Origin of the sequence: Fibrella arboris, from assembly GCF_041321095.1 — a bacterium.
Classification (GTDB): Bacteria; Bacteroidota; Bacteroidia; order Cytophagales; family Spirosomataceae; genus Fibrella; species Fibrella arboris.
In genome coordinates this window covers 16,077-33,093 of the sequence record NZ_JBGGWE010000008.1, presented here as the reverse complement: position 1 = coordinate 33,093, position 17,017 = coordinate 16,077, and the positions used below count along the sequence as shown (strand labels likewise).

The 17,017-nt window shown below is 51.0% G+C and carries 11 protein-coding genes; 6 read left to right on the top strand and 5 right to left on the bottom strand.

Annotated elements, in window-relative coordinates; genetic code table 11:
* Positions 1–86 precede the first annotated feature (86 nt).
* Together ACAW75_RS15200 and ACAW75_RS15195 are read right to left on the bottom strand one after the other, a co-directional pair.
* Entirely contained in the window at positions 87–1,502 is a 1,416-nt protein-coding gene (locus ACAW75_RS15200) for a RagB/SusD family nutrient uptake outer membrane protein (protein ID WP_370729588.1), read from the bottom strand.
* A gap of 26 nt (positions 1,503–1,528) precedes the next feature.
* Positions 1,529–4,702: a SusC/RagA family TonB-linked outer membrane protein gene (locus tag ACAW75_RS15195; protein ID WP_370729587.1), complete on the bottom strand. Its 3,174-nt coding sequence runs from the start codon at positions 4,700–4,702 to the stop codon at positions 1,529–1,531.
* A 166-nt stretch (positions 4,703–4,868) separates the two neighbouring features.
* Here ACAW75_RS15195 and ACAW75_RS15190 point away from each other — a divergent pair, with 166 nt between their 5' ends.
* Together ACAW75_RS15190 and ACAW75_RS15185 are read left to right on the top strand one after the other, a co-directional pair.
* Positions 4,869–6,497 carry a DUF5060 domain-containing protein gene (locus ACAW75_RS15190; protein ID WP_370729586.1) on the top strand — a complete coding sequence of 543 codons (1,629 nt, stop codon included), beginning with the start codon at positions 4,869–4,871 and terminating at the stop codon, positions 6,495–6,497.
* Between the two features lie 212 nt (positions 6,498–6,709).
* On the top strand, positions 6,710–7,474 hold the full coding sequence (locus ACAW75_RS15185; RefSeq protein WP_370729585.1) for a DeoR/GlpR family DNA-binding transcription regulator: 765 nt from the start codon (positions 6,710–6,712) through the stop codon (positions 7,472–7,474).
* A 32-nt stretch (positions 7,475–7,506) separates the two neighbouring features.
* Here ACAW75_RS15185 and ACAW75_RS15180 read toward each other — a convergent pair whose 3' ends face one another.
* Positions 7,507–10,218, bottom strand: a complete 2,712-nt coding sequence (locus ACAW75_RS15180) for an alpha-d-galacturonidase (RefSeq protein ID WP_370729584.1) — start codon at positions 10,216–10,218, stop codon at positions 7,507–7,509.
* Positions 10,219–10,705: 487 nt separating this feature from the next.
* On the opposite strand from ACAW75_RS15180, the gene ACAW75_RS15175 reads away from it, so the two are divergent.
* Positions 10,706–11,470, top strand: a complete 765-nt coding sequence (locus tag ACAW75_RS15175) for a tyrosine-protein phosphatase (protein WP_370729583.1) — start codon at positions 10,706–10,708, stop codon at positions 11,468–11,470.
* 102 nt (positions 11,471–11,572) lie between these two features.
* Here the strand turns inward: ACAW75_RS15175 and ACAW75_RS15170 are convergent, their stop codons facing one another.
* Positions 11,573–12,166, bottom strand: a complete 594-nt coding sequence (locus tag ACAW75_RS15170; protein ID WP_370729582.1) for a laminin B domain-containing protein — start codon at positions 12,164–12,166, stop codon at positions 11,573–11,575.
* A 748-nt stretch (positions 12,167–12,914) separates the two neighbouring features.
* Between ACAW75_RS15170 and ACAW75_RS15165 the strand changes: the two genes are divergently transcribed.
* The 3 genes from ACAW75_RS15165 (at position 12,915) to ACAW75_RS15155 (ending at position 15,528) form a co-directional block, all read left to right on the top strand.
* Positions 12,915–13,727, top strand: coding sequence for a tyrosine-protein phosphatase (locus tag ACAW75_RS15165; RefSeq protein WP_370729581.1), 813 nt, complete (start codon positions 12,915–12,917; stop codon positions 13,725–13,727).
* Between the two features lie 4 nt (positions 13,728–13,731).
* The gene (locus ACAW75_RS15160) at positions 13,732–14,526 is read left to right on the top strand and encodes a WecB/TagA/CpsF family glycosyltransferase (protein ID WP_370729580.1); all 795 of its coding nucleotides are present in this window, start codon (positions 13,732–13,734) and stop codon (positions 14,524–14,526) included.
* A 66-nt stretch (positions 14,527–14,592) separates the two neighbouring features.
* On the top strand, positions 14,593–15,528 hold the full coding sequence (locus ACAW75_RS15155) for a glycosyltransferase family protein (protein WP_370729579.1): 936 nt from the start codon (positions 14,593–14,595) through the stop codon (positions 15,526–15,528).
* Between the two features lie 59 nt (positions 15,529–15,587).
* On the opposite strand, the gene ACAW75_RS15150 is transcribed toward ACAW75_RS15155, so the two are convergent.
* A complete protein-coding gene (locus ACAW75_RS15150; protein WP_370729578.1) occupies positions 15,588–16,526 on the bottom strand; it encodes a glycosyltransferase family 2 protein in 939 nt (312 codons plus the stop codon).
* Between the last annotated feature and the right edge of the window lie 491 nt (positions 16,527–17,017).

Sequence of the window (17,017 nt, the reverse complement as noted above, 5' to 3'; positions counted from 1 at the left end):
GTGATTGGCTAACGCCCTGTTTTTCTGCCATAAGCTGTTCAATCACCCCTACTGGCCCATTTACCATATCGTTGCTGCGCTCGTGTTTAGTAGCCGGGATTCTGAACGATCGCGTCGTTCTGTAGCCGAACGATCTGCGGAATGGGTAACAGTTGCTTGGCCTGCGTAATGGGTTTGCCCTTGGCGCTTAAGACAGCAACGGCCCGATTGGTCCGCTTCAGATCGAAAAAGCGTTGAAACTCGATGGCCAGCTCAACCCGCCGCTCATGCTCAATGGCCAGATCGAGCGTGGGGTATTTAGCCGTTGGGTACGTTACCGTGCCAAACGCAGGTACGTTGGCCCGGGTACGTACCTGGTTCAGGTAACTGGCATCGCCGGTGGCTTCGGCCAGCATCAGCAGCACATCGGCGTAACGCAGCACCATGAAATTGTTGTTCGACAGCGACACGCCATTCACAATCGTAGCGCCGGTATGCGTCCACTTGATCGGAAATTTCTGGGGCGTAAACGTCGTGCCGCTGGTATAGCCGGACGAGATGGTCAGGTCACGGCGGGGGTCGCCCGTTTCATACTCGTTATACAGGTCGTCGGTGACCTGATTCATACCTGTACCAATAAAGCCCAGGCCAGCCGTAACCGGATAATACGTCTGGTAATAGCGGCTGAATGGGGCTGAAGCGCTGCCGCCCAGGTACTGAATCTCGAAGATCGATTCTTTCGTATTCTTCACGGTTGGTCCCCACAGCGCTGCGTAGGTAGGCAACAGTGTATACTGGTTGCTGGCCACCACCTCTTTCAGCACGGTTGCGGCTGCGTTTTTATCGCCAAGCGCGAGATACACTTTCCCGAGCAACGTCTGCGCGGCACCTTTCGAGGCCCGGCCAGTGATGGTCACCGCCGAAGCCAGGGGCAATTTCTGAATGGCAAACGTCAGGTCGGCTTTGATCTGGTCATAGACGGCCGATTGGGGCGAACGCAGCACGTTATAACTTTCTTCGCCGGTCAGCGGGGTCGTAACGATGGGTACGTCGCCCCAGGTCTGTACCATATCAAAGTAGTAGAGCGCACGCAGGAACATCATCTGGGCTTTCACTGCGTCTTTATACGTTGCGTCCAGGCTGGCTCCGTCAATCTTGTTGATCACAATATTGGCGTTGAACAGCGCTTTGTAATAGTCCTGCCAGAATTGATAAACGACCGTGTTGGTGGTCGACAGCGTCAGGTCTTTGAACTGCCATTTGTCGGCCTGTATCCCCGCAATATTGTACACGATGGCGTTGTCGCTCATCTGCTCGTTTACGTACGACATGGCCCCCTCCGGGTGGTAGATCACATACAGTGACGAGTAGGCCGCGTTCACCGCCAGCTCAAAATCATCGGTCGATTTGAAATTGTCGGCCGTTGGGTTGGAAATCGGTTTGAGTTCCAGAAACGTCTCTTTGCATCCTGTCGCTGCCAGGCAGATACAGACGATGGTTAGCAGCTGTTTTATCGTTTTCATGGTCTTTTTCAGTTGTATAGGCTGCCTTAAAAATCTGTTTTGATACCCACCGTGATTACGCGCGGCACAGGATACGAGCCGTAATCGACCCCCACGAACGCGCCGTTTGGTGCATTACCCGAGGCATTCAACCCGTTGCTGCCGCCCGAATAGCTCGTTGCGTTATAGGTCGTGTTTTCCGGGTCGTAATTGGTGTATTTGCTCCACAGATAGGCATTGTCGGCGTTGACGTATACCCGCGTTGTTTTGAAGGGTGTCTTGGCCAGCAACGAAGCAGGGATCGTGTAGGACAATCGGATGTTTTTCAGGCGAACAAACGAGGCGTCTTCCACAAAAAGATTGCTGAACTGATCCTGTAAACCCGTCAGGTTCAGCGTAGCGCGGGGGTGGATGCCGTCGCCGGGGTTCGCCTCCGACCGCCAGCGGTTATCCACAAACGCATACATGTTGCGGCCGTTGTTCCAGAAGCCCGAATACCGGTAGTTCTGGTTCACGATTTCACCGCCAAACGACCCCTGAAAGAAAACCGACAGATCGAAACCCTTGTACGAGAAATTGTTGGTGATCCCGGCAATGAAGTCGGGCTGGTAGTTACCCAGCGTAATCCGGTCGTCGGCGGTTATCTTGCCGTCGCCGTTCACATCGCGCACGATGGGGTCACCGGGTTTGGTGCTGCTGGCGTGCGGCGCGGCATCGATGGCCGCCTGGTTCTGGAAGACACCGTCGAACTTGTAGCCGTAGAAGTTAGAGATTGGCTGGCCCACCTCCGTTTTCACCGTCACCACAAAATCCGTGTAAATGATCGGTGCGTTGCCGGGACCGAGTTGAAGGACCTTGTTCTTGTTGGCGCTGATGTTGAAATCGGTGGTCCAGTTGAATTTGCCCACCACATTTTTCGTGTTCAGGTTCAGCTCGACGCCCCGGTTCTGCATCTCCCCAATGTTGGTCAGCTGATTCGAGAAGCCCGAAATGTCGGGAATGGGTACGTTCAGCAGCATGTCCTGCGTGATCGAGTTATAAAACTCGGCCGACACCCCAAGCCGGTCATTGAACAGCCGCATGTCCAGCCCGATGTTCAACTGGTTGGTGCGTTCCCATTTCAGGTTGGTGTTGGCGATGTTGCTGATGGCCAGCCCCGACGCCAATGTGCCGCCCGATACGTAGTTGGACGTACCCAGCAGGCTGATCGACCCGTAGTTCGGAATCTGGTTGTTCCCCGCAATACCGTAACTGGCCCGGAGTTTCAGGCTGTTGACGAACTTCACATTCTGCATGAATTTCTCATCCGAAATGAGCCAGCCTGCCGACACCGACGGGAAATACCCCCAGCGCGTGGCTGTTCCGAATCGGGAGCTTCCATCGCGCCGAATGGCCGCCGTGAAGAAGTATTTGTTCTGAAAATTGTACTGCGCCCGCGCCAGGTACGAGATAATCGACCATTCGGTGGCGGTAGTGGAGCCACTGGTAACCACCCCGGCGTTCAGCGTTTCAACCAGGTCGTTCGGGAAACTACCCGCCGTTACGCTCGAAAACTCGTCGCGCTGTTTCTGCACGCTGTAACCGGCCAGCACATTCAGGCTGTGGTCGCCAAACTGCTTATCGTAGGTAAGGGTGTTTTCCGATAGCCAGTTGAGCGAGTAGGCCGTCTGCGAGTTGCCTTCGGCGGCCAGCAGGCTCGAATAACCGTAGCCCTGGTTCTTGAACCGGTACGAGTTGTAGCGGTTATTGAAGGCATTACCGCTGATGCTGGTACGGAACTTCAGATTGTCGGTGATATAATACTCGCCAAAAGCGGTTCCGAGGGTGTTGAACGATTTGTTCTGCTTATCGATATAGCGCGTCAGCGAATACGGATGCCACAGGTTCAGGTCGTTATAGGGCAAATACTTGTTCCAGACCGAATTGGGGTCACGGTAGCCCAGGTTGCCATTTTCGTTGAAGATCGGGAAAATCGGGTCGCTTTGCAGGGCCAGGCTCACCACATCACTTTTCCCCTGGGTACCGTCCGTTCGGTCGAAAATGGTGGTGGCACCCAGATTCAGGCCAATCGTAAACCGGTCGGTGATCTTGTGTTTAATGTTCGAGCGGATGGCTAAGCGCTTGTAGTAGTTCGCATCCAGCACGGCATCCTGATCCAGGTAAGCGCCCGAAAACAGGAACTGGGTTTTCTCAGTGCCACCCGATACCGAAAGCTGCGCGTTGTGCGACGGAGCTACCCGGAACATGGCATCCTGCCAGTCGGTGCCGTTACCGAACTGTTGCGGATTCGTGATGAAATCATCAGGAATCCGGTACGTGACGGGCCGTGCGCTGCTGGGGTCGGTCGCCTTGTTAACAGCAGGATTCAGATCGACCCAGGCGTTGTTGTGGGCGTCGTTGTAATAATTGATCCATTGCTGGGCGTTCATCATCTTCACCTTCCGAATCACCTGCTGCGTACCGTATTCGTAGCCCGCGCTGATGTTGGTTTTGCCCGGTTTGCCCAGCTTCGTCGTGATCAGAATAACCCCGCTGGCCCCCCGTGACCCGTAAATAGCGGCCGACGAGGCATCTTTCAGCACATCGACCGATTCAATATCCTGCGGGTTGATCAGGTTGAGGTTGAAGTTTTCGAGCGGCACACCATCCACCACGAACAACGGATTGGTACCGGCCGTGATGGAGCTGACACCCCGGATGCGGATGATCGGGGCGACACCGGGCGCCCCCTGCGCCTGGGTGATGTTGACGCCCGCGATTTTCCCGGCCAGCGATTGCGTCACGTTGCTGAATGACCGGTCTTTGAATTCATTGAAGCCCACCGAGGCCACCGCCCCGGTAATGGCCCGTTTGCTTTGCGTACCATACCCCACCACGACCACTTCGTTGAGCGTCTTGTTCGACGACAGCATCGACACGTTAATGACCGATCGGGCGCCGACCGGTATCTCCTGCGGATCGTAGCTGATCGAGCTGAAGACCAGCAGCGCGTTTTCATCGACCGTGATCGAATAATTGCCGTCCTGATTGGCCGTCGTTCCTGTACTCGTTGACTTCACTACCACTGAGGCGCCGGGAAGCGGGTTGCCGTTCTCGTCGCTAACCCGTCCAGTAACGGTGATGGCTTTCGGTTGGCCGAAAACCTGAACGAAAGAAAAGCAAAATAAACTAAAGACCAGCCTGAAAAGCCATTTTCGCGGATGTGTAAAAGTAGCGTTCATTTGCATCGATTTTTCGGTGAAATAGTCAATCAATTCGTTGTAAACTACTAAATAGGCCGGTGAAAGTACGTTGGTATGGAAAGTAGACTGTCCTGTACTCTACTGTAAGAAGCTTCGCAATTTTTTCTTTTACTTTGTTTTAGTAGTAATTTATAAAGGCTCAATCATGCTGTTAATCACCAGGGGCCTGGCCATTGGCTGGTTCCTATTTCTTTCCTGCTCACCCCGGTCGGCCACAGCCCGGTTGCCCACACAGACGGGTAAACCAGTTGAACGATGGGCGCTTTTTGAGGCTGTGTTGCCGGGGCCGTCGGGCGGAAATCCGTTCGTGGATGTGTGGCTGACCGCTTCGTTCTCAAAGGGCAGCGAGACCGTGAAGGTTGCTGGGTTTTATGACGGAAACGGCACGTACAAGGTTCGATTCATGCCCGCCGATCCAGGCGAATGGACGTATCGCACAGCCAGCAATGCCCGCCAACTGGCCGGAAAAACCGGGCGTTTTACCTGTATTGCGCCATCGCCCGGCAACCACGGGCCTGTTCGGGTGTCAGGTACGTACCATTTCCAATACGCGAATGGTACGCCCTATTATCCGTTCGGCACCACGGCCTATGCCTGGACCAATCAGCCCGGGCGGGTGCAGGAACAGACGCTGGCAACGCTGGCACAAACGCCCTTCAACAAGATCCGAATGTGCGTGTTTCCGAAAACGTATAGCTTCGTAGACGACGAGCCAACGCTGTATGCGTATGAGGAGAAAGGGCAAACCAAACGCCCGAACGGAACGACCAAACGTACCTGGGATTTCACGCGCTTCAACCCGGCCTTTTTTCGGCATCTGGAGCAGCGTATCGCCGACCTGGCCAAACGCGGCATCGAAGCCGACCTGATCATTTTTCATCCCTACGACAAAGGCCGGTGGGGGTTCGACAGTATGGGGGTAGCAAACGATCTGCGCTACATCAAGTATCTGGTTGCCAGGCTGTCTGCCTATCCGAACGTGTGGTGGTCGATGGCCAACGAGTTTGATTATATCAAAACAAAACCACGCGCCGTCTGGGATGTGTACAGCCAAGCCGTTGTAGACGCAGACCCCTATCATCACCTCTGCTCCATCCATAACGGCAGCGAATACTATGACAACTGGAAGCCCTGTTTTACGCACGTCAGTATTCAGAATGGATCGGCCGTCGAGGAACCTGGCCGGGCTGTGTTGCTGCGCGATGCCTACCGAAAGCCGGTCATTTACGACGAAGTGTGCTACGAAGGCAACCTGCCGCAGCGGTGGGGCCGCCTAAGCCCGGAAGCGATGACCGACGCAGTCTGGCAGGGTGTCATTGCGGGTACGTATGTGACTCATGGCGAGACCTACCGCACGCCCGGCGATACCATTTTCTGGGCGGAAGGGGGCAGACTGTACGGGCAGAGCCCCGCCCGGATTGGCTTTCTGAAGAAATTGCTGGAGGAAGGGCCCGGCCCGCTCGAACTGGCTGACCCCTGGAAAGACCACCAGACCAGCCAGGCCGACAGCGCGCATTACCTGATCTACTTTGGCAAACAGATTCAGTCAGAGTGGTCGTTTAGCCTTCCCAGAAAAGGAGCCCCTGCCACAGGTACGTTGTTCAGAGCGGACCTCATCGATGCGTGGAACATGACGGTCACGCCCCTGCCAGGTACGTTCCGGCTGGGCGTAGCCACCGACTACCGGGTATACGATGCCAAACGGCAGACGATCCGCCTGCCCATGCGGCCCTACCTGGCCATCCGGCTGACGCAGGTTGCTGAACCGCGTTAAAGAGGCACTTTGTTTTAGTATTGTTTGGTTTCGATTTACGCGATCTGGTAGGGCGCTTTGTTTCAGCTTTCGCATGGTTGGTTGCTTTCGCGTGATTGCTGACGCGTCAGCAATCACGCGAAAGCAACCAACAGCACGTAGCAAGGTAGCTGACTACGTATTGCCTTTGCTTTTCCTTACTTTTGAGCAGATCAGCCACGAGAAACCAGTTTATGTTACCGAATCAGCGCCGAGATAAAATACTTGAACTATTAAAAGAAGATGGCTCAGCCAAGGTGATCAATCTGGCCCGAATCTTTAAAGTGACGGAAGTGACGATTCGGCAGGATCTGGAGAAGCTGGAAAAAGACGGGCTGGTCACCAAAGAACATGGCGGCGCCTACCTGAAAGACGTGGGCGATCAGGTCAGAACGTTTTCGCTGGGCAATCAGGAGAACATCGACAAGAAAGAGCTGATTGCGGCTAAATGCCTGGAATTCATCGAAAGCGGCGACAGCATCATTCTGGATTCCGGGTCGACCACCACCGAAATTGCCAAGAAACTCCGGGGCTTCAAAGACCTGACGGTCATCACCAACGCCCTGAACATCGCCATGATGCTCGGCGCCGAACCGGGCATTGAACTGATCATGACGGGCGGGGAATTCAAACCGCCCACCCTGTCGCTGACGGGTCAGAAAGCGGCCGATTTTTTCAGGGGCATCAATGTGCAGAAGCTCTTTCTGGCCACCGCCGGTATCTCCCTGAAATCCGGGCTGACGTACCCAAGCCTGAGCGATCTGGTCGTGAAAAAAGCCATGATCGATGCCGCCGACACCACGTACCTGGTGGCCGATTCCACCAAGATCGGCAAAAGCGCTTTCGCCAGCCTGGGCGCCCTCTCCCTGATCGACTACATCATTACCGACGCGGGCATCGAAGAAAAACACAAGCAGGTCTTCCACGACAACGAGATCGAGCTGATCATCGCGAATTAAGTTGGGGGAGACCCAGCCCCCATCCGGACTACCTACTCAAACAGCCAGTCGATGTTTTTTTTGTTCCCGGCCAGGCCAGCATCGTAGGTAGGTACGTCCTGATCACCGGCGATGAAGCCCAGTAGCAGGCAGGCTCCCTTGCCTAAATGCAACGTATGCTGGCCCGCCTTGAAGGAGTAAGCGTGAACGTTTGCCAGCGGTAATCCGCCCACCAGTATAGCATTGGAAATTTTGATCTCTGCCTGCCCGTAATCGTTGGCGCTGGCGTCGGTTTCCAGTTCAGGAACGGGCAGGTACGTCGCGTTCTTCTCGGTAAAAAAGCCGATCAGCAGTTTAACCGGTTCGGTGGCCGTGAAGGTCAGGCTGGTGCGTTGCAGTTGCTGCGTGGCTTTCGCCAATCTCAGACCTTTCAGGCCCGCCAACTCGGGGGCAACGCCAAGAATCGGGGCGGTTGTGTCGGAAAATACAGACTGCCCTTTTTCGATTGGATAGGCCTCAACAGCCGGACTTTGAATCGTCACATCGGCTGGTCTAAGGGCAATCCGTTGTTTGGCAACGGCTGAGGGCGTTGCTTTCAGCGAGTCGATTGTGTACTTGAAACGGGCCAGCTCTTTCTGATACACCGGGAGCATTTCCTGCCAGTGAATGTAGGTTGCATCGACGCCGCGCATGGGTATTTTGCGTTGCTTGGTCTGCATGCTGTTGGCATACAGGTACGTGTCTTTCGTCAGTCTTGCCAGTTCGGCATAGTGCTGCACGCTGCTTTCCAGGAGCGGAACGGCCTTTTCCAGATCGCGCACCTCATTGGAATACTTGTAGCGGAGAACGGCCAGCGCGGCGCGGGCTTTCTGGGCGTAGAAATTGGCCATGGCGTTCTGGGCGTAGACATCGTTTTTCAGTCGGGCAAATTCATCCTGATTCCTGGTGGCCCGGCCTGCTTTCTCGATGGCCTCAATCGCTTTCCGGCCGTGGGCAACGACCTCCTCGGCAACCTGAACGGGCGTTTCGCCACTGTGTGCCTGTTTGTGCCAGTCCTTTTCGGCATAGTCGATAATCATCTCGCCTTCAGGGGCTTCCGATTCGTACAGGAGCGTGAACAGCCCGTATCGGAAGGGATTGATGAGTTGCGTCATCAGCATACCCAGTGTTAATGTCTGGCGGTTGCCGTCGGTGATGCCGTAGCGGCGCAATAGCTTCGGCGATAGCTCCCCGGTTTGTTCGTAGGCCTCCAGTACGGCTTTGCCTTTTTCGGGCGAAAGACCATATTGCCGCGCCAGTTGGTTGCCCCAGTACGTCACCTCCGCGGGTCGGTCGCGCTTCGATTGCCAGGCATAGCGGGCCCAGGTTTTGTACCAGATCCAGTCGCGGTCGAGCTGGAACAGGCGGGTTGGGGCTTTGTCGGCGGTGTAGGGCCAGTCCCAGTAGGAGGCCTGCGGGTACAGGTGCAGGCCATTGGCGCCGTACACGCTGTGCATCGCCTGCACCGACTTCTGGATAAAATCGGCAGAGCCGTAGCGGAAGGGTTCCAGATTGGCCAGGATGTGTACGTTTTCAATCTGGACCGTACCGATGTTGCTCAGCGTCCGGTGCAGTTCGGCCCATTTGCCACGGGGCGTATAGGTGGTCAGGGCCTCGCCGTTGAACTTGGCTTCCGTATACAGATTTTTATAAAGCGGTAAGGCGGCTTTCATCACGCGGGGGGCGTCGGTGTCATGCGCGCGGAGCACCAGGGGCGGCTCGGTGGTATTGCCCAGCGCTTTCAGGCCGTCTTTCACGCCCGGGATAATGGTTTTGGTAAACCAGTCTACATCGTCCTGCCCAACGCCTTCCATGGCTTCGCCGAGCGCAATGAGCAGGCCAACGTTCGGGTATTTCTCCACAAACGCGGCGATCGATTTCCGGGTGTAATCGGCAATGAGCGGCACGATGGGCCGGTTCCGGTCCTGCGTTTTAATGTGGTGATGGTCGGAGAAAGGCTTTGACACAAGGATATTGTAGAACATCTGAATGACCCAGACACCCCGTTTATCGGCTTCGGTGGTCAGGAACCGGAACATCTCCTCGTTCTTTTTAAACGTGGCCTCGTCGACCTCCACGGCGTAGGGATACTCCGTCAGCCGCACCAGCGACGCAAACGGATGGCCATTCCAGAGGTACAGCGAGTTGTACCGGTTCTCGACCATCATATCCAGATACCGGACCCATTGGGCTTTGTCGTACAGCCACGGAAACGTTTCGGGCGTGTAGGGATACTCATACACATCGCGACCCGGCAGGTACGTTGGTTTCTGAATGCCAATACACGTACCCCGCAGCACCATCTCCGGCCTGTCGATCACGCTGATCGTTTCGGGCAGTTTGCCTGTCGCCAGAACGCGGTCGGCCAGGTCAACGCACCCATACAGCACCCCCGACGGATCGGACCCGGAAACCACCAGTGGTTTATGGGCGGCTCGTTGCAGCGAGAAGCCTTCTTTCCCCATCCCGGCGTTGACCGCCAACCCGAGCACGACCTGCCCAGGCGCGGCTGTCGACCTACCCGTTTTAACCTGGACCGGGTAACCCGATTGCACCAACGCCTGCTTCAGCTTCTCAGCGCCAAACTGGATGCGTACATGGGCCTGGGCCGGGACCAAAATAGTCACGGGCTGCTGCTGAACAGGCCGTTGCTGTGCCCTGGACGGCAGCCCGATCAGCAGACCGGCAAGGAGGGGAAGCAGGCTGAATTGTATGAAATAGCTCATCGCGGGCGGCAGAGAAGATCGGTCGGAATCGGACAAACATACCGGTTTTTGCTAGCCGGCTTCTCCATCATTTTCGCTGACTATTATACCATATTAGCGAGGCACGTGCCGGGTCTGCCGGTTTCTTCCTGCTATAGCTTGCTTTTACTTTAGCTCCTTCCAACAGGCCGGCTCGCGAAGCAACACAGGAAAGCGCGTTACGCTACAGGCGTCCTCAACACAAGGCACCACTGGCCAGGCAACCCTGCCCCCCTTCCTTACGTATAGTAGAAACACAATGGCCACAGCGAGCGCCCTGAACATACCCACACCCTACGCTGTTCTACGCCAACGGAACAGGGCAACGTACCTGCCCCCCAATCGCCCGCACGGGGCCGGCCAACGTGCCGACAGGAATGTACTGACACCACACTAAACCAACCGGCCAATTTCCTCGTAGATAGCCTTGTCCCCGGAACTACTCGATTACGCCGTATCTTTATACTAAATGTTCACGAAAAGTCTTTGGCAACGTTTCTTCGCCGATGGTGATTCCCTCCCATCCGACCAGCTTGTTTGTCCCTGGCCGGTCGATATGCACTCGCATCTGTTGCCGGGACTGGATGATGGCGCGGTCGACCTGGCCGAAACCCTGACCTGCCTGAAACAACTAGCCGACTGGGGGATTCAGCAGGTGATCACCACCCCACACGTGAGCCGCGACTGGTACCCCAACAGCACCGCCAGGATCCTGGAAGCCCTCGATGAGGTCCGTGAACTGATTGCCGAGCACCAGCTGCCGATCACCATCGAAGCCGCAGCCGAATACTTACTGGACGATTTCTTTCTGGAGCTACTGAACACCGGCGACCTGCTCTCGTTCGGGGCAAAGCGCTACCTGCTGGTTGAATCGGGATGGGCAGCGCCCCCTTTCCAGTTGTACGGCCTGTTGTTCCGCATCCAGACCAAAGGGTATAAGCCCGTGCTGGCGCATCCCGAACGCTACAAATATTACCACACCGACCGCGAGGCCCTGAGTCAGTTGCGGCAGGGTGGCTGCTTGTTCCAGCTCAACTGGATGTCGCTCACGGGTCGTTACGGCACCCAGGTCGAAAAGCAGGCACGCTTCCTGCTCGAGCAGAACTGGGTCGATTTCATCGGCAGCGACCTCCACCGCCCCCACGACCTGAAAGCCATGGCCAGCCTGCTGGATTCCAAAGACCTGGCGCTGCTGGAGCAACAACACTTGCTGAATGTATCGTTGCTTCCTTAAGCTGTCGAAGGGTTACAACTCGGCAATTTACAGTGCACAAGCAACAGCGTACCTACTCAAGCCATTACACGCCCGTGACAACACTAGGCTACCCTAAGCCCGCTATTTGAGTGATACATTATCCAATCCGCCCCTATCAGGACCAGCCCTAAATTCCCCGCGTATCTTCAATCCACTAAGATGGTCCAAAACATGCCGAAACTCGTCTTTAGTTACTGCTTTGTTTCCATTCTTCCAACCACTTAGCTCATCTAATTTGACTGAGTATGAAGTCCAAGTCATAGCCGGATTATACGAAGTATTATAAGTTAATGTGATTATTCCATCTGACAATACAACATCATCACTTGTTATTCCCTGCGAATCAGTGGCTGACTGTTCCAGCTCAAAACTCAGTGTTTTGCCATATCCTTTTTTTGACTCATAGACTAAACTATCAGAAGCCAGAAAGTACCAAGTGTCAGTAGAACTATCGATTCCATAAATATAGCCACTGGGATTACCTTCTTTAGGACTGTACCCTCCCTTCGCACCTGTACTAACCTTCCACCCCTGGCTGTCCTTATCAAAATTTGCCAAATACGGCCGTAAACGAATAAAAGTTGAAAAATCTTGGCAGCCAATAGTAAACAGAGGAATCAGGCTGCATATCCAGACAATGAGTTTTTTTGAATCTTTAGATTGCCGCTTAAGCATATATATTAAGGCGAAAGCTCACTGGAGCAGTTAAGAGCAACACATAATAGCATCAACACAAAGGTAACCGAGAGTTACTTTACGTCCGATACTAAGGCTGACTGCATAGTAACTGTTAATGTAGCTTGATTGAAGTATTCAGAAAGTGACCTTGCGGCAGCTGACTTATTGGGGCATTCGCAGAGTCATTACTACTTCCCACCTCAGATACGACGTTCGCCCAAACTAGTTTATCTATCATATACCAAAATTTAATAATGCAAGGCATCCCTTGTTAAGTATCAGATAATGAAGGGCCTTTACTGTATTGGCCGATCAGTCATTACGTAATTTATATATAGGAACGCTAGTCTGTTCTTCCGGGTATTCAGGCAAACTACGTGGCTTGGCTTAACGTAATAACCTTCGATCGACAAGAAGGCCATAATTTAATAAGTCCTATTTTTTGTAACTATAATTAAATGTTCATTAATAGTTAATTCATTAAAATTATATTAAAATAACTATTAGTCTTTTTGGAAGCTATATTTGATAGAGAGAATCCGAAACTTAATTAGTGAATCAGTTTATTGATATACCTACCTGATTGCTGTTTTCGATTGGTAGATGGCATCATTCACACTGTCATACATTGACGAATAGATTTACAAGCATGTATACATTCATCAATGTATGATAGTGTGAATGAGTCAAGCTAAACGACTTCTATTGATTAGTGATAAACAGATGCAGGCAGAAATCCTAGTATATGCTGACTGCTAACGAATTCATCCACATTATGCCCCTACCGATAACGCGGCAGCATATTCAGCAGTGGTTCAGTCAAGGTTCATTCTATACACCAGGGAAATGTAAGGAACGAATGGAGGCTATTTGGGCAGTAGATATACATAATCACTTACTACCTGGCGTTGACGATGGGATCACAACCCTGGATGAAACAGTCAGGTGTCTTAAACAGTATAACGACTGGGGAGTGCGACAGGTTATTTGTACCCCGCACATTAGTCAGGACTACTATCCGAATACTGCCGAACAACTTCATGTTCATCTTGCACTGGTTCAGCAGGCGTCTCTAGACGCGGGCTTATCCATTACCGTGCGCTTAGCTGCTGAGTATCTACTAGACGAGGAATTTGACCGGTTATTAAAGGCGAATCAACTTCTCAGTTTCGGCAGCGCCCGCTATGTATTGATCGAAACAGGTTGGGCAGCACCGCCCCATCAGCTCGACGACTGGCTATTTATTATGCAACGTAAAGGGTATACGCCTGTACTGGCCCATCCTGAGCGTTATTTGTATTATCAGGCGGAACCCTATTTGCTCAAGCAATTACGGGCTCAGGGGTGCCTGTTACAGCTTAATCTACTGTCGCTGGCTGGTCAATACGGGCCTAAAGCGAAACGCCTTGCCTTCGATCTACTTCGTGAAAAGTGTATCAGCTTTGTTGGAAGTGACCTGCACGGACATGCTGATTTAGCAACCCTACAAACCGTATTTAATTCAACCACCGTCAAGCATCTGGAAGTCCAGCCCTTCCTGATGCATCAGTTGCTCTAGCAATATGACTCTGCCTAATTCTACTTTTTCAGGCCTACCGGCCGATCCGCGTTCCTACCAACGAGCTCAAGTACTTGATCTATCAGTGACACTGGGTACGTATCGGCAAGTCCAGGAATCGATGGTTGCAGCAGCTCAACGGGGAGAATCCCGCACAGCTTGTTTCGCCAATGTGCACATGACCGTCGAGGCGGCAGGTAATAAAGCGTTCGCCAATATGGTCAATGGGGCTGACTGGGTGGCTGCTGATGGCGTTCCGCTTACCTGGGCTTTGTCTTGGTTATACAGTATACAACAGGAGCGTATAGCGGGTATAGATATGCTTCCCGATCTGATACAGAGAGCCGCCCAAGAACAAATACCCGTCTTTTTCTATGGATCAACTGCCAATATACTGGAAAAAGCGGTTGCCGTATGTCGGGAGCGCCATCCCGGCATTCTAATTGCAGGTACTCTATCACCCCCTTTTCGCGAACTAACGCCTGAAGAAGACGAGCAGATGATCATTACGATAAACCGGTCAGGGGCCAGGATTGTGTTCGTAGCGTTGGGTTGCCCAAAGCAGGAACGTTGGATGGCGCAAATGCGGGGGCGCATACACGCGGTCATGTTGGGCATCGGTGGCGCCTTGCCTATTCTAGCCGGCGCACAAAGCCGTTCCCCTAATTGGATGCAACGCAACGGACTGGAGTGGGTCTACCGCCTGGCTAAGGAACCTCGACGGCTATTTAAGCGGTATGCAGTGACTAATACCCTATTTATACTCAGATTAATCCAGCATCGGATTAAAAATAATTAAAAATTACTTCCTGAAGGTAGTTTTAACCTCAACATCTCAGCATTCTTTCTCAACTTTACGTTAGTTATGACTAGCTTTTCTACTCTCGCTCCCATTGTTCTGTTTGCGTATAAACGCCCGGAGGAGCTTCAGCGAACAGTACATGCATTGCAAGCCAACCACCTGGCGGCAATGAGTGAATTGCACGTCTACGTCGATGGCCCTAAACATCCTTTTGATCTGCCCAAGGTCGAGGCCGTTCGTACTATTGTTGAGTCTATCACCGGTTTCCAATCCATTCATCGCCATTACGCTACCCGGAATCAGGGCCTGGCTAATTCCATCATTGCTGGCGTATCACAGATCATGAACCAGTATGGACGGGCCATCGTGCTGGAAGATGATCTGGTGACCAGCCCAAATTTTCTTGACTTTATGAATCAGGCGCTGGTTCAATATCAGGATCAGCCACAGTTGTTCTCTGTTTCAGGCTACACTTTCCCCTTTAAACAACCAGCCGACTACAGGGCAGCAGGCTACCTCTACCCCCGCACCGGCTCGTGGGGATGGGCGTCCTGGGCCGATCGCTGGAAAAACATTGACTGGGAATTAACTGACTACGAATCATTTATTGCCGATAAAGCCCGCTGCGAGTATTTTAAACAATATGGAAGTGACAGGCTGGCACTGCTAAAAAAATGGAGAGAAGGCGAGATTGACTCTTGGGCTATTAGGTGGTGTTATGCACAAGCCAAGACACAGAGTTTTACTCTTTACCCTACATTATCAAAAGTAACAAATATTGGATTTACTTTTGAGTCTACCAACTTACATGGAATTGGGCGTAACAAAAAATCTTTGGATACTGGAGAACGTAGGGAGTTTATTTTCCCAGATATGATTAATAACTCAAAGTATTATTCACATAAAATACGTCGTAGATATAGTTTACCGATGCGAGTAGCTGATAAAGTAATAATAAACTCAACGCTAATTCGTAGATGGCTGATTTCAAAATATTAATCCTAGAAATAATAAAATACATAACAATGTCTAACTTAATTTTCAATAAAAAGGTTCAACTAATTCGTGTCACTCAATTTAAATACTATTTTTTTTGCTTGAATTTTGACTGGCTTAGGCAAGAATGTAAATATCACATATTTGAGATGTGAAAAAAAGTGGATTTTAGTAACGTTAGTAAATAAATATTTCAAATATTTACCATACTCTTCAGTCCAAAATATAGCGAGTGCCATTCTATCTTCATGATGATACTTGTTAACTAATTTTGTACTTGAGATAGGGGTTTTAGCTGATACACCCCCTCTTTTCCTAGTAAGGTAATTATCATAAGCTCGTTTAAAATATTCTTCACTGATCGTTGTCATCATAGATTTTTTTCGAATACGATATTGGCATAATACAGACTTGACCCTTGCAAACGAACACCCCACCTCTATTAGTCGAAGATACATATCGAAATCTTCGCTAATCTCGTAAAACTGATCATAACCATTTATGGAGAGGAGGGCTGATCGCCTAATGAGTAATGTCCCGTGTGCAAGAGGATTTGAACCTAAACTTAGATTTTTGACAATATCATTATCTTTGAGATTAGTACACATAATGTTTCCATCTTCATCAATAATATTATAATAAGATGAAATAACATCGTAATCTCCTATCGACCTTAGTTGTATTTCAAGCCTTTCTGGAAGTGATAAATCATCTGAGTCCTGGATGGCAATGTAATCACCAGTGGCTAAAGAAAGTGCGGTATTACGTGCAGCGGCGGGCCCCCCATTCGGTTGACTAACGAGTTGTATCCTATCATCTTCTTCACGAATCTTTTGAAGAATGGACAATGTAGAATCTGTTGATCCATCGTCTACTATAATATACTCAAGATTAGTATGGGTCTGTTGTAAAATACTCCTCACAGAAGATTCAATGTATCTTTCATCATTGAATACACAAGTTATAACACTTATCTTCATATCTGCAAATAGAAGGTACATACTTATTAATGAAAATTAATATCAATAGTAAATTGTACAAAAAATCACTAATTGCCAAAGCATTATTCGCTAAGTAAAGGTACACACTTTAATAACACGAAATAATGCAATTACATTAAATAAGTAAAAACTAGAAGAAATACAATAAATTATTTAGTAAATAATACTCATAAAATACTATAATCTCACAGGTGAAAATTATAAATAGCTATTGATGCGTGAACAGAGCCCTAAAGTCAGCTAAGTTAACTTATGCTACAACCAAGCCCAATAGGCGAATGGGGGTGGAGATACTTTACGGACTAATTCACGGGTCAATAAAATACAATTTAGCAAAGAGAATAACGCTCAGATTATCGATATTTATCAAGTTTGCAATATTCAATATGCTCTAAATTTTCATTTCCAATTACTATCGACTAGGGTGAAAATTGATAAAAATCAGATTTAAAAAGTTACTTTATATACAAATCGTTATATCATCGAAAAAA